23 protein-coding genes and 1 riboswitch are annotated in these 21,087 nt (G+C 60.6%); of the genes, 17 read left to right on the top strand and 6 right to left on the bottom strand.

Going from position 1 to position 21,087, the window contains the following annotated elements; translation table 11 throughout:
• Window positions 1–60: 60 nt before the first annotated feature.
• Complete coding sequence (gene modE / locus FT726_RS03820) at window positions 61–843, bottom strand: molybdenum-dependent transcriptional regulator (RefSeq protein ID WP_282996504.1); 783 nt, start codon at window positions 841–843, stop codon at window positions 61–63.
• 117 nt (window positions 844–960) lie between these two features.
• Here modE and FT726_RS03825 point away from each other — a divergent pair, with 117 nt between their 5' ends.
• From FT726_RS03825 to modC, 4 genes are all read left to right on the top strand, one after another.
• Window positions 961–1,119, top strand: a complete 159-nt coding sequence (locus FT726_RS03825) for an AcrZ family multidrug efflux pump-associated protein (protein ID WP_021508511.1) — start codon at window positions 961–963, stop codon at window positions 1,117–1,119.
• 127 nt (window positions 1,120–1,246) lie between these two features.
• Window positions 1,247–2,020, top strand: coding sequence for a molybdate ABC transporter substrate-binding protein (modA, locus tag FT726_RS03830; RefSeq protein ID WP_021508510.1), 774 nt, complete (start codon window positions 1,247–1,249; stop codon window positions 2,018–2,020).
• Complete coding sequence (gene modB, locus FT726_RS03835; protein WP_288422766.1) at window positions 2,017–2,709, top strand: molybdate ABC transporter permease subunit; 693 nt, start codon at window positions 2,017–2,019, stop codon at window positions 2,707–2,709. Before modA ends, modB begins: the two co-directional genes overlap by 4 nt.
• Window positions 2,709–3,767, top strand: coding sequence for a molybdenum ABC transporter ATP-binding protein ModC (gene modC, locus FT726_RS03840; protein ID WP_150058428.1), 1,059 nt, complete (start codon window positions 2,709–2,711; stop codon window positions 3,765–3,767). The genes modB and modC overlap by 1 nt, the downstream gene beginning before the upstream one ends.
• Before the next feature lie 107 nt (window positions 3,768–3,874).
• Here the strand turns inward: modC and FT726_RS03845 are convergent, their stop codons facing one another.
• Complete coding sequence (locus tag FT726_RS03845) at window positions 3,875–4,693, bottom strand: pyridoxal phosphatase (protein WP_058757854.1); 819 nt, start codon at window positions 4,691–4,693, stop codon at window positions 3,875–3,877.
• Window positions 4,694–4,841: 148 nt separating this feature from the next.
• Between FT726_RS03845 and pgl the strand changes: the two genes are divergently transcribed.
• The gene (pgl, locus tag FT726_RS03850; RefSeq protein WP_288422765.1) at window positions 4,842–5,837 is read left to right on the top strand and encodes a 6-phosphogluconolactonase; all 996 of its coding nucleotides are present in this window, start codon (window positions 4,842–4,844) and stop codon (window positions 5,835–5,837) included.
• A gap of 78 nt (window positions 5,838–5,915) precedes the next feature.
• Here the strand turns inward: pgl and FT726_RS03855 are convergent, their stop codons facing one another.
• Together FT726_RS03855 and bioA are read right to left on the bottom strand one after the other, a co-directional pair.
• A complete protein-coding gene (locus tag FT726_RS03855; RefSeq protein WP_021508505.1) occupies window positions 5,916–6,392 on the bottom strand; it encodes a kinase inhibitor in 477 nt (158 codons plus the stop codon).
• 67 nt (window positions 6,393–6,459) lie between these two features.
• Complete coding sequence (bioA, locus tag FT726_RS03860; protein WP_346302414.1) at window positions 6,460–7,752, bottom strand: adenosylmethionine--8-amino-7-oxononanoate transaminase; 1,293 nt, start codon at window positions 7,750–7,752, stop codon at window positions 6,460–6,462.
• Between the two features lie 87 nt (window positions 7,753–7,839).
• Between bioA and bioB the strand changes: the two genes are divergently transcribed.
• The 4 genes from bioB to bioD are packed head-to-tail and all read left to right on the top strand — an operon-like array spanning window position 7,840 to window position 11,427.
• Complete coding sequence (bioB, locus tag FT726_RS03865; RefSeq protein WP_058757850.1) at window positions 7,840–8,871, top strand: biotin synthase BioB; 1,032 nt, start codon at window positions 7,840–7,842, stop codon at window positions 8,869–8,871.
• Window positions 8,872–10,023, top strand: coding sequence for an 8-amino-7-oxononanoate synthase (bioF, locus tag FT726_RS03870; protein ID WP_346302415.1), 1,152 nt, complete (start codon window positions 8,872–8,874; stop codon window positions 10,021–10,023). It abuts the gene before it with no gap.
• Window positions 10,004–10,759 (top strand): malonyl-ACP O-methyltransferase BioC, encoded by a 756-nt coding sequence (bioC, locus tag FT726_RS03875; protein WP_058757848.1) that lies wholly within the window; start codon window positions 10,004–10,006, stop codon window positions 10,757–10,759. Before bioF ends, bioC begins: the two co-directional genes overlap by 20 nt.
• Window positions 10,756–11,427 (top strand): dethiobiotin synthase, encoded by a 672-nt coding sequence (bioD, locus tag FT726_RS03880; protein WP_282996497.1) that lies wholly within the window; start codon window positions 10,756–10,758, stop codon window positions 11,425–11,427. Before bioC ends, bioD begins: the two co-directional genes overlap by 4 nt.
• Window positions 11,428–11,469: 42 nt before the next feature.
• Here bioD and FT726_RS03885 read toward each other — a convergent pair whose 3' ends face one another.
• The gene (locus tag FT726_RS03885; RefSeq protein WP_282996496.1) at window positions 11,470–12,186 is read right to left on the bottom strand and encodes an ABC transporter ATP-binding protein; all 717 of its coding nucleotides are present in this window, start codon (window positions 12,184–12,186) and stop codon (window positions 11,470–11,472) included.
• Window positions 12,187–13,104: 918 nt separating this feature from the next.
• Here FT726_RS03885 and uvrB point away from each other — a divergent pair.
• Complete coding sequence (gene uvrB / locus FT726_RS03890) at window positions 13,105–15,126, top strand: excinuclease ABC subunit UvrB (protein WP_021508497.1); 2,022 nt, start codon at window positions 13,105–13,107, stop codon at window positions 15,124–15,126.
• A 30-nt stretch (window positions 15,127–15,156) separates the two neighbouring features.
• On the opposite strand, the gene yvcK is transcribed toward uvrB, so the two are convergent.
• The gene (gene yvcK / locus FT726_RS03895) at window positions 15,157–16,059 is read right to left on the bottom strand and encodes a uridine diphosphate-N-acetylglucosamine-binding protein YvcK (protein ID WP_021508496.1); all 903 of its coding nucleotides are present in this window, start codon (window positions 16,057–16,059) and stop codon (window positions 15,157–15,159) included.
• Window positions 16,060–16,253: 194 nt separating this feature from the next.
• A riboswitch (molybdenum cofactor riboswitch) is annotated at window positions 16,254–16,390 on the top strand.
• Between yvcK and moaA the strand changes: the two genes are divergently transcribed.
• The 7 genes from moaA (at window position 16,379) to FT726_RS03930 (ending at window position 21,021) form a co-directional block, all read left to right on the top strand.
• Complete coding sequence (gene moaA / locus FT726_RS03900) at window positions 16,379–17,365, top strand: GTP 3',8-cyclase MoaA (protein WP_278706932.1); 987 nt, start codon at window positions 16,379–16,381, stop codon at window positions 17,363–17,365. It overlaps the preceding riboswitch by 12 nt.
• 17 nt (window positions 17,366–17,382) lie before the next feature.
• The gene (moaB, locus tag FT726_RS03905) at window positions 17,383–17,898 is read left to right on the top strand and encodes a molybdenum cofactor biosynthesis protein B (RefSeq protein WP_282995795.1); all 516 of its coding nucleotides are present in this window, start codon (window positions 17,383–17,385) and stop codon (window positions 17,896–17,898) included.
• Window positions 17,899–17,900: 2 nt separating this feature from the next.
• Window positions 17,901–18,386, top strand: coding sequence for a cyclic pyranopterin monophosphate synthase MoaC (gene moaC / locus FT726_RS03910; protein ID WP_021508493.1), 486 nt, complete (start codon window positions 17,901–17,903; stop codon window positions 18,384–18,386).
• Window positions 18,379–18,624: a molybdopterin synthase sulfur carrier subunit gene (moaD, locus tag FT726_RS03915; RefSeq protein WP_021508492.1), complete on the top strand. Its 246-nt coding sequence runs from the start codon at window positions 18,379–18,381 to the stop codon at window positions 18,622–18,624. Before moaC ends, moaD begins: the two co-directional genes overlap by 8 nt.
• A 2-nt stretch (window positions 18,625–18,626) precedes the next feature.
• Complete coding sequence (gene moaE / locus FT726_RS03920; RefSeq protein ID WP_021508491.1) at window positions 18,627–19,079, top strand: molybdopterin synthase catalytic subunit MoaE; 453 nt, start codon at window positions 18,627–18,629, stop codon at window positions 19,077–19,079.
• Between the two features lie 82 nt (window positions 19,080–19,161).
• Window positions 19,162–20,256 carry a DUF1615 domain-containing protein gene (locus FT726_RS03925; RefSeq protein WP_058757845.1) on the top strand — a complete coding sequence of 365 codons (1,095 nt, stop codon included), beginning with the start codon at window positions 19,162–19,164 and terminating at the stop codon, window positions 20,254–20,256.
• Between the two features lie 57 nt (window positions 20,257–20,313).
• Window positions 20,314–21,021, top strand: coding sequence for a Bax inhibitor-1/YccA family protein (locus FT726_RS03930; protein WP_021508489.1), 708 nt, complete (start codon window positions 20,314–20,316; stop codon window positions 21,019–21,021).
• Window positions 21,022–21,087: the final 66 nt, after the last annotated feature.

The following is a 21,087-nucleotide window of genomic DNA, read 5'->3' on the forward strand; positions in this document are numbered from 1 at the left end:
TGCATCAAGTCGCTCAGTTGTAGCGAGCCAGCGAAATGAAGTCAAATCATGGCGGCCAGATCAGAGCAGTGTGGCGATGATGGCGTGTTCGGCATTAAAACAGGCGGTCACGGCGCTGCCGGGCTGCAGATTATGCTGGCGAAGCGCCTGGCTGGGGACGGTGGCGCACAGCATTTCACCGCCTGCCAGTGCAATCAGCACTTCACTCTGCGTTTCGCCGGGTTCGATGGTGTGGACAACGCCCGGCAGCTGATTATCGCCCTCTGCGGCGTCAGGCGTCAGGCGGATCCACGGCGCTTTGATCAGCACCAGCACCTCTTTACCGCTGTCGAGCTGCAGCCGCTCCGCGCTGCGTTCGGTCAGGGCCACCTGCAGGCGCATCACGCCGTCGTTCAGCAGTACCTCAACATGCTGCTGCACCTGCTGACGATCGCGCGCCTGCACCGTGCCAAACAGCTGGTTGCGCGCGCTGGTTTGCAGGGAAAAGCGGGCGATCGCCGCCAGCAGGCTGTCGAGCGGCAGGCTGTCGTTTTGCAGCACGTCAAAGGCTTTTTGCTGGATCTGCTCCATCAATTGAAACAGCTGAATTAATCGCTCGCCGTAGCGCGTCAGCCGCGCACCACCGCCGCCTTTGCCGCCGGTCGCGCGTTCGACCAGCGTCTGATCCGCCAGCTGATTCATCTCATTGATGGCGTCCCAGGCGCTTTTATAGCTGATGCCCGCCAGTCTGGCGCCCTGGCTGATGGAGCCGGTTTCCTGCACGCGCCTGAGCAGCTCAATACGGCGCGGATCGGCAAACAGTTTCTGCTGAAGACGGATGTGAAGAGAGAGTTCTGCCTGCATGTCAGCTCCTTAGGTGAATGCGCCAATTGTAAGGCCTAAAGTAAAAGCACGAAAAGGGCAGTGCCTTTTTTTCTCCAGCCGTTACAATCACTTTTTTACTCTTTGCGCGAGGTTTCCATGCTGGAACTGTTAAAAAGCCTGGCGGTCGCCATCATCATGGTGCCCATCGTGATGGCGATTATGCTGGGTCTGATTTACGGCCTGGGTGAAGTCTTTAACGTCATCTCTAAATTTGGCCGCCGCGACGATCGTCCCGCCAATAGCTCACACCACTGATTTTTAACGCCCGCACGCTGCGGGCGTTTTGCCCTTAACTTCCCGCCGTTTTTGCCGATATAAAGCTCATGACAGCTTTCAGGCTCGCGTTGTATTATCAACTATATAACGTAACCTGGAGTTCTCTATGCAAAATACGCTTTATCACTGGGCGGCGGCAGCCGTGGTCACCGTGTCGCTGTCGGGTCAGGCGCTGGCGGCGGAGAAAATTACTGTGTTCGCTGCGGCCTCGCTGACCAATGCGATGCAGCAGATTGCCACGCAATATCAGCAAAAAAGCGGCGTTGAAGTGGTATCCTCGTTCGCTTCCTCGTCGACGCTTGCGCGGCAAATCGAGCAGGGCGCCCCGGCGGATCTGTTTATCTCTGCCGATCAGCAGTGGATGGACGATGCGGTGGCGAAAAACAGCGTGATCGGCAGTACGCGCTACACGCTGCTGGGCAATGATCTGGTGCTGGTGGCGGCAAAAAGCGCTAACGCGCAGCCGGTGACCATCAATGCGCAGACCCCATGGCAGAACCTGCTTAAGGGCGAGCGCCTGGCGGTGGGCGATCCGGATCACGTGCCGGCAGGCATTTATGCCAAAGAAGCGCTGCAAAAGCTGGGCGCGTGGGACACGCTGGCTTCACGGCTCGCACCGGCTAACAACGTGCGTGCCGCGCTGGCGCTGGTGGAGCGACGCGAAACGCCGTATGGCATCGTGTACGGTTCCGACGCGGTAGCCAGTGATAAGGTGCAGGTGGTCGGACGCTTCCCCGAAGCGAGTCACAAACCCGTAGAGTACCCGATGGCGGTGGTCAGCGATCACCAGAACGCAGCGGTGCAGGCCTTCTATGACTATCTGCAGGGGCCGGATGCCGCTGCCGTGTTTAAACAGTATGGATTTACGCCGAAGAGATGATACTGAGCGATCCCGAATGGCAGGCCGTGTTCCTCAGCCTGAAAGTTTCCTGCGTGGCGGTGCTGTGCAGCCTGCCGTTTGGCATCCTGATGGCCTGGATTCTGGCGCGCTGTCGCTTTCCCGGCAAAACCCTGCTCGATAGCCTGATTCACCTGCCGCTGGTGCTGCCGCCGGTGGTGGTGGGCTATTTGTTGCTGCTGACGCTGGGCCGGCGCGGCCTGATTGGCAGCTGGCTGTACGACTGGTTCGGTATCACCTTCGCCTTCAGCTGGCGCGGTGCGGTGCTGGCCTCCGCGGTGATGGCGTTTCCGCTGATGGTGCGCGCCATTCGTCTGGCACTGGAAGCGGTAGACAGCCGGCTGGAGCAGGCGGCGCGGACCTTAGGCGCGGGCCGCTGGCGGGTGTTTTTCACCATCACGCTGCCGCTGACTTTTCCGGGTATCATCGTGGGCACCGTACTGGCGTTTGCCCGCTCGCTCGGTGAGTTTGGGGCCACCATTACTTTTGTCTCCAATATTCCCGGCGAAACCCGCACCATCCCGTCAGCCATGTTTACCCTGATTGAAACGCCCGGCGCGGAAGGCACTGCGGCGCGGCTGTGCGCGGTGGCGATTGCGCTGGCGCTGCTGTCGCTGGTGGCCTCGGAGCTGCTGGCGCGCTGGGGCCGCAAGCGGCTGGGAGCGGTCTGATGCTGAAAATCAACATTGCGCAACAGCTCGGTGAGCATCAGCTCAACGTCGATGTGGAGATTCCGGCCAGCGGCATCACCGCGATCTTTGGCGTGTCCGGTGCAGGAAAAACCTCATTAATCAATGCCATCAGCGGCCTGACGCAGCCGCAGAGCGGCCAGATTGCGCTTAACGATCGTCTGTTGTTTGACCGCGACAGCGGCATCAATCTGCCGCCGGAAAAACGCCGCATCGGCTACGTGTTTCAGGATGCGCGCCTGTTTCCCCATTATCGCGTGCGCGGCAATCTGCAGTATGGCATGGCGCCTAAAATGAAGGCGCAGTTCGGGGCGCTGGTGACGCTGCTGGGACTGGATGCGCTGCTGGATCGCTATCCGGCCTCGCTGTCGGGGGGTGAAAAGCAGCGCGTGGCGATGGGCCGGGCGCTGCTGAGCGCGCCGGATATCCTGCTGATGGACGAACCGCTGGCGTCGCTCGATCTGCCACGCAAGCGCGAGCTGATGCCCTATTTGCAGAAGCTGGCGAAGCAGGTGGAGATTCCGCTGCTGTACGTGAGCCACAGCCTGGAGGAGATTGTCCAGCTGGCGAATCAGGTGCTGGTGCTGGATAACGGTAACGTCAAAGCCTTCGGCACGCTGGAAAAAGTGTGGGGCAGCAGCGCGATGCGGCCCTGGCTGCCGGCGGCCGAGCGCAGCAGCGTGCTGCGCGTGCAGGTGCTGGAGCAGCATCCGGATTACCCGATGACCGCGCTGTCGCTTGGCGATCAGCACATCTGGGTCAGCCGGGTGAATCAGCCGGTGAAAAGCGTACTGCGCATCCGTATCGCCTCGGCGGACGTGTCGCTGGCGCTGCAGCCGCCGCAAAATACCTCGATCCGCAATATTTTACCGGCGCAGGTGGTGGAGCTGCTGGAGCTGGACGACCAGGTCGAAGTGAAGCTGCGCATCGGCGTCAGCGAGCTGTGGGCGCGCATTTCACCGTGGGCGCGCGACGAGCTGAATATCCGGCCCGATCAGTGGCTGTATGCGCAGATCAAGAGCGTGTCGATTACCGCGTAACACAAACCGGACGACAGCGCGGTACGTCCGGTCTGCGGATCAGCGCGTTTTTTCGCGCTTTTTTCCGGTCAACCCTACAGATGCCTTGTGCCGCGACCAGCCTGGCGTTACAGCACTTCCTGGTAGATCACCTGCGCAATGCCCGGCTCAAGGTTGGTGCCGATCACTTTGCGCGCGCGCGCTTTGATGGCGTCATCGGCATTACCCATCGCCACGCCCAGTCCGGCCTGCTCCAGCATGCTGAGATCGTTGTAATTGTCGCCAAACGCCAGCACGTCCTGCATGCTCAGACCCTGACTCGCCACCCACTGCGCCAGGCGTTTGCCTTTGCTGTTGCCGGCCTGGGCGATGTCGACCTGATCGTGCCACGACCATTCACACGCCAGACCCAGCTCGCGTTCGGTGCGTTCGGCAAACTGCTGCAGCGCGCGGGTATCCGGATGCGACAGGGCAAATTTCCAGATCGACTGCGCGTCGTGCGCCGCCTGCGCCAGACTCGGCACCTGCACAAACAGCGGGCGCTGCGCTTCCGGCAGCGACTGCGCCCAGTTAAGGGTGCGCGTCACATGGCCGGTCGCTTCCTGGTACAGCATCGCATCATCGACATACAGCAGACCGTGAATATTCTCCTGATCGAGCATCTCAATCACTCGCGCCGCCTGACTTTTCTCCAGCGGATCGGCAGCCAGCACCCGTTGCGCCTGGTAATCGTACAGGTACGTGCCGTTACAGCAGATGGCGGGCGTTGTCAGCTGCAGCGCCTGATAAAACGGGTGAATCGCGCAGTGATGGCGACCGGTGACGATCAGCACCTGAACGCCAGCCTGTTGCGCGCGGGCTAAGGCTTCAAGGGATTCTGGCAGGATGGTTTTGTTTGGGGTCAGGAGGGTGCCGTCAAGGTCAAGGGCGATTACGCGGTAGCTCATTACACTTTCCGTCCGGAGTTAGCAAAGCATTAAGTCTACACCCGCCAGCGGCCCTGAGACAAAAAGCAGGGCACAAATCAGCCCAGCGCGCGGCGGTGAAACGCGCTACAGTTACTGTTTTTCATCAGGCAGCGAATAAGGAAAACGCATGAAACAAGTCGTGTATACCGCCAGTCCCGAGAGCCAGCAGATCCACGCCTGGCAGATGCAGGAAGATGGCGCACTGACGTTATTGCAGGTCACGGATGTGGCCGGCCAGGTGCAGCCGATGGTGGTGAGCCCGAAGAAAGATTTTCTCTATGTCGGCGTGCGTCCGAATTTTCGCGTACTGGCGTACCGCATTGCGGCCGACGGTACGTTGAGCCTGGCCGGTGAAGCGCCGCTGCCGGGCAGCCCGACTCACATTTCTACCGACCGCCAGGGCAACTATCTGTTCTGCGGCTCCTATAACGATGCCTGCGTCAGCATCAGCCCGATTGGCAGCGACGGCCTGCCGCAGGCGCCGCTGCAGGTGATTAACGGGCTGGATGGCTGCCATTCGGCGAATATCGACCTCAGCAACCAGACCCTGTTTGTGCCGGCGCTGAAACAGGATCGCATCTGCCTGTATCAGCTGCAGGCGGACGGCACGCTGGCGCCGCGCGCGCAGCCGCAGGTGACCACGGTAGAAGGCGCCGGCCCGCGTCATATGGCGTTCCACCCGAACGGCGCCTATGGCTATGTGGTTAACGAACTGGACAGCACCGTCGACGTCTGGGCGCTGAACAATGTTAACGGCCAGGTCGAGCGCGTGCAGAGTCTTGATATCATGCCACCGGGCTTCAGCGATACGCGCTGGGCAGCGGATATCCATATCACCCCGGACGGTCGCTTCCTGTATGCCTGTGACCGCACCAGCAGCACGCTGACCGTGTTCAGTATCAGTGAGGACGGCTCGGTGCTGACGATTGAAGGTTATCAGCCGACCGAAACTCAGCCGCGTGGCTTTAACATTGATGGCAGCGGTCAGTATCTGGTGGCGGCGGGGCAGAAATCGCATCACATTGAAGTCTATCGCATCGGCGATCGTGGCCTGCTGCAACCGCTGGCGCGTTACGCCGTGGGTCAGGGGCCGATGTGGGTAGTGATTCACGCGCTGGACTGAGGAACGCGCTTCGGTCATGCAGGGTCGCCATCTACGGCGACCTCTGCCAGGGTGCGCAGCGATGCGCACCTTATGCAATCAGGCGTATTTCACCGTGATCGACGCGCTGGCCAGCGCATGGAAGTGCACGTTGAAGCCGACCATCGCGCCGCTGGCACCTTCGTCCACCTCAATTTTCTCCACGTCCAGCGCATGCACCGTAAAGATGTAGCGATGCGATTCGCCCTGCGGCGGCGCTGCACCACCGTAACCGTTCTGGCCGAAATCGGTGCGCGTCTGAATGGCACCCTCCGGCAGTTCCGCCACGCCGGAACCGGCGCCCTGTGACAGCACGGTCACCTCAGCCGGAATATTGGCGACCACCCAGTGCCACCAGCCGGAGCCGGTCGGGGCATCCGGATCGTAGCAGGTCACCACAAAGCTTTTGGTGCCGGCCGGCACTTCATCCCATGCCAGGTGCGGCGACAGATTATCGCCCTGGTAACCCATGCCGTTAAACACGTGGCGCTCGGGCATTTTATCGCCATCGTTAAAATCCTGGCTCACTACGCGCATGATCTCTCCTTTCCTGTTGTGTACTGCTTTCCATGATGGTGGAAAATGGCGGCGAGTGCCAGCGGTGTCAGGGCTGAAAGTGGCCGTCCACCGCCAGTGCAGCGCTTAGCGCCGCCGTCAGCTGCGTCAGCTGTGCGGCAGAAATCAGATAAGGTGGCATCAGGTAAATCAGCTTACCGAACGGGCGAATCCATACGCCGCGTTCCACGAAGAACTGCTGCAGCGCCGCCATGTTCACCGGCTGATGGGTCTCAATTACGCCAATCGCCCCCAGCACGCGCGCATCCGCCACCATCGGATGGTCGCGCAGCGGCAGCAGTTCCGTTCGCAGCTGCTGCTCAATCGCCGCCACCTGCGCCGGCCAGTGCCCTTCGTTGATCAGCTTCAGGCTTTCGACCGCCACCGCACAGGCCAGCGGATTGCCCATAAACGTCGGCCCGTGCATAAAGCAGCCCGCCGCGCTGCGGCTGATGGTATCGGCGACGTCGCGCGTGGTCAGGGTGGCGGAAAGTGTCAGGGTGCCGCCGGTCAGCGCCTTGCCGAGACACAAAATGTCCGGTGTGATGCCGGCGTGCTCGCAGGCAAACAGCTTGCCGCTGCGGCCGAAGCCGGTGGCGATCTCATCGGCAATCAGCAATAAACCGTAGCGATCGCACAGCGTCCGCACCTGTTGCAGATAGCGTGGATGGTAGAAACGCATGCCGCCGGCACCCTGCACGATAGGTTCGAGGATCACCGCGGCGATACTGCGATGGTGCTGCTCGATTAGCCGGGCGAAATCGGCAATATCGTTGTCATCCCAGTCATCGTCAAAGCCACACTGCGGCGCGCGGGCGAACAGATGCTCGGGCAGGTAGCCGCGCCACAGGCTGTGCATGGAGTTTTCCGGATCGCAGACCGACATGGCGGCAAACGTATCGCCGTGATAACCGCGCTGCAGCGTGAGGAATTTCTGCCGCGTCTCTCCGCGTCCCAGCCAGTACTGCAGCGCCATTTTCATCGACACTTCGACGGCGATCGAGCCGGAATCGGCGAGGAACACGCACTCCAGCGCCTCGGGCGTCATGGCGATCAGCTGGCGGCTCAGCTCCACGGCTGGCGGATGGGTGATGCCGCCGAACATCACGTGTGACATCTGCGCCATCTGCTGCTGCAACGCCTGATTGAGGCGCGGATGGTTATAGCCGTGGATCGCTGCCCACCACGACGACATGCCGTCGACCAGCTCACGTCCATCGGCCAGCTGCAGCGTGCAGCCGTGCGCGGCCACCACCGGGTAGCACGGCAGCGGATCGCGCATTGAGGTGTAAGGATGCCAGATATGCTGGCGGTCAAAGCGGAGGTCGTCCTGTGTGAACATCTGTCTTGTAAACCATTTTGAAAAGATTTAGTTTACAAGTATAACCACGTTAATCGTCAGGATGAACCCCCTTTTTTGGAGTAAGCAATGGCTAATCGCTGGACACTGGCTCAGGCTCAGGCGCTATTTGATAAACCTTTTCTCGAGCTGATGTTTGAAGCACAGCAGGTGCACCGCCAGCACTTCGACCCGCGTCAGGTGCAGGTCAGCACGCTGCTGTCGATCAAAACCGGCGCCTGTCCGGAAGACTGTAAATACTGTCCGCAGAGCGCGCGTTACAAAACCGGGCTGGAAACCGAGCGCCTGATGGAGGTGGAAGCGGTGCTGGAATCGGCGCGCAAGGCCAAAGCAGCCGGCTCCAGCCGCTTCTGCATGGGCGCAGCGTGGAAAAACCCGCACGAGCGCGACATGCCGTACCTTGAGCAGATGGTGCAGGGCGTGAAAGCCATGGGCATGGAAACCTGCATGACGCTGGGCACGCTCGACCACGATCAGGCGCAGCGGCTGGCCAGCGCCGGGCTCGATTTTTACAACCATAACCTCGACACCTCGCCGGAGTTTTACGGCAGCATCATCACCACCCGTACCTATCAGGAGCGTCTTGATACGCTGGATAAAGTGCGCAACGCCGGCATCAAAGTGTGCTCAGGCGGCATTGTCGGGCTGGGCGAAACGGTCAACGACCGCGCCGGTTTGCTGGTGCAGCTGGCCAACCTGCCCACGCCGCCGGAGAGCGTGCCGATTAACATGCTGGTGAAAGTCAAAGGCACGCCGCTGGCGGATAACGATGACGTCGAGCCGTTCGACTTTATCCGCACCATTGCCGTGGCGCGCATCATGATGCCAACCTCGCACGTGCGCCTGTCGGCCGGTCGCGAACAGATGAGCGAACAGACCCAGGCGATGTGCTTCATGGCGGGTGCCAACTCGATTTTCTACGGCTGCAAGCTGCTGACCACGCCGAACCCGGAAGAGGACAAAGATCTGATCCTGTTCCGCAAGCTGGGCCTGAATCCGGAGCACACCGCCACGACTGCAGGCGATAACGAACAGCAGCATCAGCTCAGCGAGCAGTTGCTGCACGCCGACAGCGCGCAGTTCTATAACGCGGCCGTGTAAATGTGGTCTGAACGTATTGCGCAGGCGCTGACGGCGCAGCGTGCCGCCGACGGCTGGCGGCAGCGGCGGCGCATTGAGCACAACAGCGTGCGTGAAATTACCCTCGACGGGCAGCGCTATCGCCACTTCTCCAGCAATGATTACCTCGGCCTGAGCCAGCATCCGGCGGTGATGGCCGCCTGGCAGCAGGGTGTGTGCGAGGCGGGCGTCGGTGCCGGGGCTTCCGGCCACGTCACCGGCTACAGCCGTCACCATGCGCAGCTGGAGCAGCAGCTGGCGTCCTGGCTCGGCTACCCGCGCGCGCTGCTGTTTATCTCCGGCTTTGCCGCCAACCAGGCAGTGATCCATCTGCTGGCGCAAAAGTCGGATCGCATTATCGCTGACAAACTGGCGCACGCCTCGCTGCTGGATGCCGCCAGCCACAGTCCGGCAACGCTGCGCCGTTTTGCCCACAACCAGCCGGCCAGCCTGGCGAAGCTGCTGGCGACGCGCGCGGAAGGCGGCACGCTGGTGGTGACCGAGGGCGTATTCAGCATGGATGGCGACAGTGCGCCGCTGGCTGAACTTGCCGCCGAAACCCGGCGCGCGGGCGGCTGGCTGCTGGTGGACGATGCGCACGGCATTGGCGTCACCGGTGAGCAGGGGCGCGGCAGCTGCTGGCAGCAGCAGGTGAAACCGGAACTGCTGGTGGTGACTTTTGGTAAAGGCTTTGGCGTCAGCGGCGCCGCGCTGCTGTGTGATGACGCTACCGCAGATTACGTCGAGCAATTCTCGCGCCATTTAATCTATTCCACCGCCATGCCGCCGGCGCAGTGCTGTGCGCTGCTGGCGGCGCTGGCGCAGATCCAGCAGGGCGACGCGCTGCGCGCGCGGTTGCAGCAAAATATTGCCCGCTTTCGCGCGGGCGCGGCGCAGTTGCCGTGGCAGCTGATGGCTTCTGACAGCGCCATTCAGCCGCTGATCGTTGGCGAAAACCGTACCGCGCTGGCGCTGTCACAGCGGCTGGCGCAGGCCGGTTGCTGGGTGAGCGCGATCCGGCCACCAACGGTGCCGCCGGGTACCGCGCGGCTGCGTATTACGCTCACCGCGGCGCATCATCCCGAAGATATCGACGCGTTGCTGGAGGCACTGTATGACGCTGCAGGTGAATAAACAGGCGGTGGCGCAGGCATTTGGCCGGGCGGCCGCGCATTACGAACAGCATGCTCAGCTGCAGCGCCAGAGCGGCGAGGCGCTGCTGGCGCTGGCGCCGGCCGGATTTGGCCCGCAGCTGCTGGATGCCGGCTGCGGCACCGGCTGGTTCAGCCGCTACTGGCGCGATCGCGGTCGCCAGGTCTGCGCGCTGGATCTGTCACCGGCGATGCTGCAGGCGGCACGCGAACAGCACTCGGCGCACGACTATTTACAGGGCGATATCGACCAGTTACCGCTGGCGGATAACAGCGTCGACGGCGTCTGGAGCAACCTGGCGGTGCAGTGGAGCAGCGATCTGCGCACCGCGCTGCTGCAGTTTCTGCGCGTGACGCGCCCGGGCGGCAGCGTGCTGTTCTCGACGCTGCTCGACGGCTCGCTGCAGGAGGTGCACCAGGCGTGGGCGCAGATCGATGGTCGGCGTCACGCCAATCGCTTCCTCAGCGGCGATGCCTTTGCCCTGGCGACCGCGGGCCTGCCGCTGCGCAGCCAGACGCAGATCGTCACGCTGCACTTCCCCAGTGCGCTCAGCGCCATGCGCTCGCTGAAAGGCATCGGCGCAACGCACCTGCACGATGGGCGACACGCGGCTCTGCTGACGCGCCCGCAGCTGGCGCAGCTGGAGCAGCACTGGCCGCAGGATGCGCACGGCTATCGTCTCAGTTATCACCTGATGTATGGAGTTTTACAAAAATGACACGCTGGTTTATTACCGGAACTGACACCGAAGTGGGCAAAACAGTCGCCAGCGGCGCTCTGTTGCAGGCGGCCAGCGCTGCGGGATTACGCACTGCTGGCTACAAACCGGTGGCCTCCGGCTGCGAGATTACGCCCGACGGCGTGCGCAACAGCGACGCGCTGGCGCTGCAGCGCTACAGCAGCCTGGCGCTGAGCTATGAGCAGGTAAACCCGCTGGCGTTCATCGAACCGACGTCGCCGCATATCGTCAGCGCGGAAGAGGGCAGACCGATTGAATTTGCGCAGCTCTCCGCTGGCTTACGCGCGCTGGAACAGCAGGCTGAATGGGTGCTGGTGGAAGGCGCGGGCGGCTGGTTCACGCCGCTGTCCGCGACACAAACTTACGCCGACTGGGTCGCCACCGAGCAGCTGCCGGTGATTCTGGTGGTCGGCGTGAAGCTCGGCTGCATCAACCACGCCATGCTGACGGCGGAAGCGGTGAAGGCGCGGGGGTTGCGCCTCGCCGGCTGGATTGCCAATGACATCCAGCCGCCGGGTAAGCGACATGCGGAATATCTGGCGACGCTGCAACAGCGCATTGCGGCCCCGTTCCTCGGTGAGATTCCGTGGCTGAGCAGCGCGGCGCAGCAGGCCGACTGTGGCCGTTACCTTACCCTGCCACAGTAAATGGCGCGGCGGCGCAGCACTCTGCGCCGCACGCTACCGACGCTAGGTGGCCGTTAACCACTTATTCACCGTGACATCATCCAGTTGTGCCACGCTGCCCTGCGCCACGTTGCGGCCACGATGCAGCAGCAGAAAATAGTCCGCCACGCGGCGAATGAACGACACATGCTGTTCGAGCAGCAGAATCGTCAGGCCATAGTCGCGGTTCAGGCGGCGAATCAGATTCCCCATCTCCTCCTCCAGCCACGGCGACATGCCTTCGGTGGGTTCATCCAGGATCAGCAGTTTCGGCTGCAGCACCAGCGCGCGCGCCAGGGCCAGCTGCTGCTGCTGATCCATCGGCAGTTCGCCGCTGCGCTGATGACGCAGCGAGTAGAGCGCCGGAAACAGATCAAACACCATCTCGGGAATGGCGCGGCTGCGATCGTCCTGTGCCGCCATCAGCGCAATCAGCAGGTTATCTTCCACGCTCATCTGGGAAAAGATGTGGCGTCCCTGTGGTACGTAGCCGATGCCCATGCGCGCGCGTTGCTCAGCAGGCTGCAGCAGCAGGTTTTCCGGCGGCGCGCCGTCTTCCTGCCAGGTCATCGATCCACTATTAATGGGCAGGCGACCCATAATACAGTTCACCAGCGTGGTTTTGCCCATCCCCGGGCTGCCCAGCACGCCGGTGCAGGTGCCTGGCGGCAGATCGAGATCCACATCCCATAAAATATGGTTCTGACCGTAAAATTGATTCACCGAACGTAAACTCAGCATCTGACATTCTCCTTCCAGATTATTCGCCTGAATGCTCCCGCTCTGTGTCGTCTGGCATACAGTCATGCACAATGGCTATTGGGACACTGCTGTCGCCGGCGGCGCTTGTTCATCCTGCCGGCATGGACTCGTCACTCCACCGTTAATTCACTGCAATTCTCAGGCCAGATCCGCCAAAGCAGCCTCAACCGGGGTAAAAGGCAGCGAAACTCGCCATAATTGATGAGGAAATCTTAACAATTGCCCGCAGTAATAACTCGCCTGCACTTTGACGGTGCTGACTGCTTAACGTTTCTGGTGCATCTGTGCTGTCATAAGGCAGGGGCTGAAGAAATAAGTGGCCTTAACGCTGGGCTTTTTCCCGTTACGGCACGATGGGGTACGCCAAAAGAATAGTTAAAGCCGCACGGGATGATGGAAAAATAATCGCAAAAAAAATTTTTTCGCACGGCAGGATAAGCGAGGGGAAAATTATACACAGCCGATGGACGTGGGGCTGGATTCAGTTATCCACTATTCCTGTGGATAACCTTGTGCATTAGCGACTGAAAACCGGGCGCAAGCGAGGAAATACGCGGGTTGCATACATAATGCTGCGAAACTGGGCTTTTGAGTCAATCTCTTTTAAATCAGCAGGTTATTTAAAAGCAAGCCTGAGAATTGTCTGGCTTGTCATCAGACTGCAATTTAATGACGCTCTATTGACAATTGTTAAAAGCGTTGCTCGTCTGGGGATAACCTTGCGCAACAAACGCTTCCGGATTACCGCATAAATTACGCTGAAGCGAATCGCGACATCTCCCCATCATCGTGCAGCATATCTGTGATTATATCCAGTATTTTTTTCTGGCAAAATCGCCATAGCAGAGTAGAATTACCAGCCTGCCCGCCGACTTCTTCAGCAGGAACCGTAATACCATGAGTAAAGCCTTTAAACTCAACTCCGCTTTCAAACCTTCAGGCGATCAGCCTGAGGCGATTCGTCGCCTTGAAGAAGGGCTGGAGGATGGACTGGCGCACCAGACGCTGCTGGGGGTTACCGGTTCAGGAAAAACTTTTACCATCGCCAACGTCATTGCCGATCTCAACCGGCCGACCATGGTAATGGCACCGAATAAAACGCTGGCGGCACAGCTGTATGGTGAGATGAAAGAGTTCTTCCCGGATAACGCGGTCGAGTTCTTCGTCTCCTACTACGACTACTATCAGCCGGAAGCCTACGTGCCCAGTTCGGATACCTTCATCGAGAAAGATGCGGCGGTAAACGAGCACATCGAGCAGATGCGTCTCTCTGCCACTAAAGCGATGCTGGAGCGCCGCGACGTGATTGTGGTGGCGTCGGTTTCTGCCATCTACGGCCTGGGCGATCCCGATCTCTACCTGAAAATGATGCTGCATCTGACGCGCGGCATGATCATCGACCAGCGCAGCATCCTGCGCCGCCTCGCCGAACTGCAGTACACCCGCAACGACCAGGTTTTCCAGCGCGGCACCTTCCGCGTGCGCGGCGAAGTAATCGATATCTTCCCGGCGGAATCCGATGACATTGGTCTGCGCGTTGAACTGTTTGATGAAGAGGTTGAGCGCCTGTCGCTGTTCGACCCGCTGACCGGCCAGGTGATCTCGGTGATTCCGCGTTTCACCATCTACCCGAAGACGCACTATGTGACGCCGCGCGAGCGTATTCTGCAGGCGATGGAAGAGATCAAGGATGAGCTGGCGGTGCGGCGCAAAGTGCTGCTGGAGAACAACAAACTGCTGGAAGAGCAGCGCATCACCCAGCGCACCCAGTTTGACCTCGAAATGATGAACGAACTCGGCTACTGCTCGGGCATTGAAAACTATTCGCGCTATCTCTCCGGACGCGGACCGGGTGAGCCGCCGCCGACGCTGTTTGATTACCTGCCGGCGGATGGCCTGCTGGTGGTCGATGAATCCCACGTGACTATTCCGCAGATTGGCGGCATGTATCGCGGTGACCGCGCGCGTAAGGAGACGCTGGTGGAGTACGGTTTCCGCCTGCCGTCGGCGCTGGACAACCGTCCGCTGCGCTTTGAAGAGTTTGAAGCGCTGGCACCGCAGACCATTTACGTCTCGGCCACGCCAGGTAACTACGAGCTGGAGAAATCGGGCGGCGACGTCATCGATCAGGTGGTGCGGCCTACCGGTCTGCTCGATCCGATTCTTGAGGTGCGTCCGGTGGCGACCCAGGTTGACGATCTGCTGTCGGAGATCCGCAAGCGCGTCGAAATCAACGAGCGCGTGCTGGTCACCACGCTGACCAAGCGCATGGCCGAAGACCTCACCGAGTATCTTGAGGAGCACGGTGAGAAGGTGCGTTATCTGCACTCCGACATTGATACCGTTGAACGTATGGAGATCATTCGCGATCTGCGTCTCGGGGAATTTGACGTGCTGGTGGGGATCAACCTGCTGCGCGAAGGGCTGGATATGCCGGAAGTGTCGCTGGTGGCGATTCTGGACGCCGATAAAGAGGGCTTCCTGCGCTCCGAGCGCTCGCTGATTCAGACCATCGGACGCGCGGCGCGTAACGTCAACGGCAGAGCGATTCTCTACGCGGATAAGATCACGCCGTCGATGGCGCGGGCGATGGAAGAGACCGAGCGCCGCCGCGAGAAGCAGCAGCGTTATAACGAAGAGCGGGGCATTGTGCCGCAGGGCCTGAACAAGAAAATCACCGATATTCTTGAGCTGGGCAAAAACGTGGTGAAAACGCGCGGTAAAGGTAAAACGGCTTCACGCACTGCCGCCGAGGCTGAGGCCAGCTATCTGGCGCTCACGCCACAGGCCATGCAGAAGAAGATCCACGAGCTGGAAGGTCAGATGCAGCAGCACGCGCAGAACCTGGAGTTCGAAGAGGCCGCGCGGGTGCGCGACCAGCTGCACGAGCTGCGTGAACTGTTTATCGCCGCCTCTTAATGTGAAGCCGACGCTCGCGTTGCGCGCCGGCTAAACCGCCTGAATGGCATGTTCCAGCGCGCGGCGCAGCAGCTGGCGGTCGTGACGATAGCGGATATCGGCGGCTTCCAGCGGTTCGCGCACGATTAACCGCTCAGTGACGCCGCGCGTGTCTGCTGACGGGCCGACCACTACAGCGTCAATCACCCGTTTGCCAATGGCTTTTTCCATCATCGCCAGCTTGTCGGCGACCGTCAGGCTGGCCGCCGCCGGGCTCAGTTCGCGACCGAGATTTCCGATGAACACCATGGTGGCGGGCGTCCGGCGCAGCGCGCGTGCCATCTCCTCCATCAGCAGAATCGGCATCAGGCTGGTGTAAAAGCTGCCGGGACCAATCAGGATCAAATCGGCCTCGGCGACGGCGTCCAGCGCTTCACGCGTCGGCACCACATTGGGGTGCAGCATCAGCTCTTCCGGCGCCTGCTTCATTTCGTCAATCGCCGTTTCACCGTACACCATATTGCCTTCGCTATCCTGCGCGACCAGGTCCACCGGCTGCTCTGACATCGGAATCAGAAACGCATCCACCTTCAGCAGGTTGCGGATAATGTTGATGGCTTCCAGCGGACGCACGCTGAGATGATCGAGCGCTTTCAGGATCAGATTGCCCAGATTATGCCCGGCCAGTTCGCCGTTGCCGGTAAAGCGATACTCGAACATGGCAGAGGCCACGCTGGGTTCGGTGATCAGCTGATTAATGCAGTTGCGCATGTCGCCCCAGGCAATGCCGCCTTCTGAACGGCGTATGCGGCCGGTGGATCCGCCGTTGTCGGTGGTGGTGACGATGCCGGTCAGGCGTGAGCCCAGCGGCGCCAGCGCCGACATCACGCGGCCAAGGCCGTGGCCGCCGCCGAGTGCCACCACGCGATCCAAATCTGCCAGGGTACGATTCATGCTGCTCCTTAAAACGCCGCACGTGAGGTGCAGACGGCGTTCAACTGATGTGTATCAATATCTGTCGCGCATTTTACCGTATCCTGTCGCGAAAATGCGGTGAAATAACGTTATGTATCAATATATATAGCGATAAATGCCGATGGATGCGAGCGTCAAATCGCGCTACCATTTGCTTTAACCGTGTTGTCCACAATGACAACAGACTCCCAAGCCTTGCGTTCCTAAGTCGTGTGATATGGATGCCTGGCCGCAGCCGCGAGCTGCCAGGGTGCAGAAAGAAATGACTGCATCTCCCGTACTTTGGAAAGGTGTTCAGGTGCCACAATTTACAGATGCCTATGCGCGCAGCTTTTATTATCTGCGCCTGTCGGTCACGGATGTGTGTAACTTCCGTTGTACCTACTGCCTGCCCGACGGCTACCGGCCGAACGGCGTGCACAACAAAAGTTTTCTCTCGCTGGATGAGATTCGTCGCGTGACGCGTGCCTTTGCGGCGGCGGGCACCGAAAAAGTGCGCCTGACCGGCGGCGAACCCTCGATGCGGCGCGACTTCACCGATATCATTGCCGCCGTGCGCGACAACGCGGCGATCCGCCAGATCGCTATGACCACCAATGGCTACCGCATGGCGCGCGATGTCGGCGCCTGGCGTGCGGCAGGCCTCACCCATATCAATGTCAGCGTCGACAGCCTCGACGCACGGCAGTTTCACGCCATTACCGGGCAGAACAAATTTCACGAAGTCATGGCGGGGATTGATGCGGCCTTTGATGCCGGTTTCAGCACCGTCAAAGTCAACAGCGTGCTGATGCGCGACGTCAACAGCCACAGTCTGGAGACCTTTCTGGCGTGGATCCGCACCCGGCCGATTCAGCTGCGCTTTATCGAGCTGATGGAAACCGGCGAGGGCGGCGATCTGTTCCGCCGTCATCATGTGTCCGGCGAGTTGATTCGCGATCAGCTGATCATGCAGGGCTGGCAGCGCCAGCCGCGCGGCCGCAGCGATGGCCCGGCCCAGGTGTTCCGCCATCCGGATTATCAGGGTGAAGTTGGCCTGATCATGCCGTATGAAAAAGATTTCTGCGCCAGCTGTAATCGCCTGCGCGTATCGGCGATCGGTAACCTGCATCTGTGCCTGTTTGGCGACGGCGGCGTGCCGCTGCGCGATCTGCTGGCCTCCGACGATCAGCAGGCCGAGCTGCAGGCGCGCATCGCTCACAGCCTCGGGCAGAAAAAGCAGACGCATTTCCTGCATCAGGGCAATACCGGCATCACGCAGAACCTCTCCTTCATTGGTGGCTAAACACAGGAGTTACGGCCATGGGTAAACCTTCCGGCGATTTTGTCGCCTTAAATGCGGCGGTGATGACCGTCTCTGACAGCCGCGACGCCAGCAGTGACAGCTCCGGCGACTATCTGCGTGAGGCGCTGACCGAAGCCGGGCATCAGGTGGTCGATCATGCCATCGTCCCGGACAACCGTTATCGCATCCGCGCCACGGTGTCGCGCTGGATCGCCAGTGAAGATGTGCAGGTGGTGCTGATTAACGGCGGTACCGGCTTTAACAGTAAAAACAGTACGCCGGAAGCGCTGCTGCCGCTGCTGGATCGGGAAATTGACGGCTTTGGCGAACTGTTTCGCATGATCTCCTACGAGGAGATCGGCAGCGCGACGCTGCAATCACGCGCGGTGGCCGGTCTGGCCAACCAGACGCTGCTGTTTGCCGTGCCGGGCTCAACCGGTGCCTGCCACAGCGCATGGGAGCGGATCATTGAAGCCCAGCTGGATGCGCGTACGCGTCCGTGTAATTTTGTCTCACATTTGAAGAAGTTATAAGCATGTCCTCGTTAACCCATATCAACGCGGCCGGCGAAGCCCACATGGTGGACGTCTCCGGCAAAACTGACACCGTGCGAGAAGCGCAGGCGGAAGCCCTGGTGTTAATGCAGCCGGCCACGCTGCAAATGATCCTCGACGGCAGCCATGACAAAGGCGATGTTTTCGCCACCGCACGCATTGCCGGTATTCAGGCGGCGAAGCGCACCTGGGAACTGATTCCGCTGTGCCATCCGCTGATGCTGAGCAAAGTCGAGGTGACGCTGGTGGCTGAGCCGGAGCACAGCCGCGTACGCATTACCTCGCGCTGTCGCCTGAGCGGCAAAACCGGCGTGGAAATGGAAGCGCTGACCGCCGCCTCGGTCGCGGCGCTGACCATCTACGACATGTGCAAAGCGGTGCAGAAAGATATCGTCATCGACCAGCTGCGACTGCTGAGCAAAAGCGGTGGTAAATCCGGTGATTTCCGGGCGGTGCGCCATGATTAAGGTGCTGTTTTTTGCCCAGGTGCGGGAACTGACCGGCACCGCCGCGCTGGATCTGGCGGCAGAGTACGCTGACGTCGCCACGCTGCGCGCTGCGCTGGCGCAGAAAAGCGATCGCTGGGCGCTGGCGCTGGAGTCCGGCAAGCTGCTGGCGGCGGTGAATCAGACGCTGGTGCCGATGAACCATCCGCTGCGCGCCGGCGATGAAGTGGCGTTCTTCCCGCCGGTTACCGGAGGCTGAGCATGACAACCCGAATTCGCGTCGGCAGCGCGCCGTTTAACGTTGGCGACGAGTATGCGCTGCTGGCGGCACATGACAGCGACGGCGCGGTCGTCACCTTCACCGGCAAAGTCCGCAACCACAATCTCGGCGACAGCGTGGCCGCGCTGACGCTGGAGCACTATCCCGGCATGACGGAAAAAGCGCTGGCGGAGATTGTGGCGGATGCGCGTCAGCGCTGGGCGCTGCAGCAGGTGACGGTGATTCATCGCGTAGGCGAACTGTTCCCTGGTGATGAGATCGTGTTCGTTGGCGTCAGCAGCGCCCATCGCGGCAGCGCCTTTGCCGCCAGTGAATTCATCATGGATTACCTGAAAACCCGCGCGCCGTTCTGGAAGCGCGAAGCCACCGCGCAGGGCGATCGCTGGGTCGATGCCCGCGACAGCGACCACCAGGCCGCTGAACGCTGGAACTAGCGCGCAAAATCCGCCCGCGCTGATAGCCGCCAGACCACGAAAACGGTAAGGTACGGTTTTTGCTGGCTTATCAGGGAGCAGGATGAACACCACCACGATATTACGCGGCGCAGCGCTGCTGGCTGCGCTGGTGCTGGCCGGATGCAGCACCAAAAAGGAGCCGCAGCTGCCGGCCCGCCAGCCCGCTGACGTGAAAGCGCAAATTCAGCAATTGCTGCCCGCCCATGTGACGCAAAAATCGGCCTGGGCCGACGACATCTACACCGCGCTGCGCGTGCAGCACATCGACGCCAGCGCCAGCAACATTTGCGCGGTGATCGCCGTGACCGATCAGGAATCTAACTTCAGCGCTGATGCCACCGTGCCGGGTCTGCCAAAAATCGCCTGGGCGGAAATTGACCGCCGCGCCGCCAGCGTGCACGTGCCGGCGTTTCTGGTGCGCACCGCATTACTGATCAAATCCTCCAACGGCGAGAGCTACGCGGCACGTCTCGATAAGGTGCACAGCGAGAAAGAGCTGAGCGCCATTTTCGATGACTTTATCGATATGGTGCCGATGGGGCAGAAGCTGTTCGGTAATCTCAACCCAATCCACACCGGCGGGCCGATGCAGGTCAGCATTGCCTTTGCCGAAGCGCATGCGCAGGGCTATCCATACCCGATTGACGGTTCGATCCGGCGCGAAGTGTTTAGCCGGCGCGGCGGTATCTACTTCGGCACGCTGCACCTGCTGGGCTATCCGGTGGAGTACAGCCAGCCGCTGTATCGCTTTGCTGACTTCAACGCCGGCTGGTACGCCAGCCGCAACGCCGCGTTCCAGGCTGCGGTGGCGCGTGCCAGCGGCATCAAACTGGCGCTGGACGGCGACCTGATCCGCTACGGCAGCGAACAGGCGAGCGCCACCGAACTGGCGGTGCGCACGCTGGCGAAGCAGCTGGACATGAGCACACGTGAGATTCGCCGCGATCTGGAGAAGGGCGACAGCGAAAGCTTCAGCGACAGCACGCTGTGGAAACAGACCTTTATCCTCGCCGATAAGATGGCGGGAAAACGTCTGCCGCGCGAAGTGCTGCCGGGCATTAAGCTGGAGAGCCCGAAAATTACCCGTAATCTCACCACCGCGTGGTTTGCCCAGCGGGTTGACGGGCGATATCAGCAGTGTATGACGCGCCGTTGACGATCCGTGGTGTACACTTCACACTGACGTTATCAGTAACTTTTAAAGAGGTGCATCATGGATCGATATCCACGTAATGGTTCAATCGTGCAGCAGGCGTCGACCGGGCTGCAAACCTATATGGCGCAGGTGTATGGCTGGATGACCTGCGGCTTACTGCTGACGGCGTTTGTGTCGTGGTTTGCCGCGCGCACGCCTGCCGTCATGGAACTGGTGTTTGCCAATCGCATCACCTTCTTCGGCCTGATTATCGCGCAGCTGGCGCTGGTGTTCGTGCTTTCCGGCATGGTGCAGCGCATGAGCGGCGCCGTGGCGACCGGGCTGTTTATGCTCTATTCCGCGCTGACCGGGCTGACAATGGCGAGTATTTTCCTTGTTTATACCTACTCGTCGATCGCCAGTACCTTCTTCGTTACCGCGGGCATGTTTGGTGCCATGAGCTTTTACGGCTACACCACCAAACGCGACCTGAGCCGCTTCGGCAGCCTGCTGTTTATGGCGCTGATCGGCATTCTGCTGGCGTCGCTGGTGAACTTCTGGCTGAAAAGCCCGGCGCTGATGTGGGCGATTACCTATATCGGCGTGGTGGTGTTTGTGGGCCTGACGGCTTATGACACGCAGAAGCTGAAAGCCATCGGTGAGGGCATTGATGTTAACGATAAAGAGAATCTGCGCCGCTTCTCCATCATGGGCGCGCTGACGCTGTATCTCGATTTCATCAACCTGTTCCTGATGCTGCTGCGGATTTTCGGTAACCGTCGCTAAGAGTAACCAGCCATTAAGGCTGTGAAAATAATCGCGCCGCTACGGCCAGGTGAACGGTTTGTACTT

It is taken from the genome of Pantoea sp. Morm (genome assembly GCF_016643525.1).
GTDB classification, from domain to species: domain Bacteria; phylum Pseudomonadota; class Gammaproteobacteria; order Enterobacterales; family Enterobacteriaceae; genus Pantoea; species Pantoea dispersa.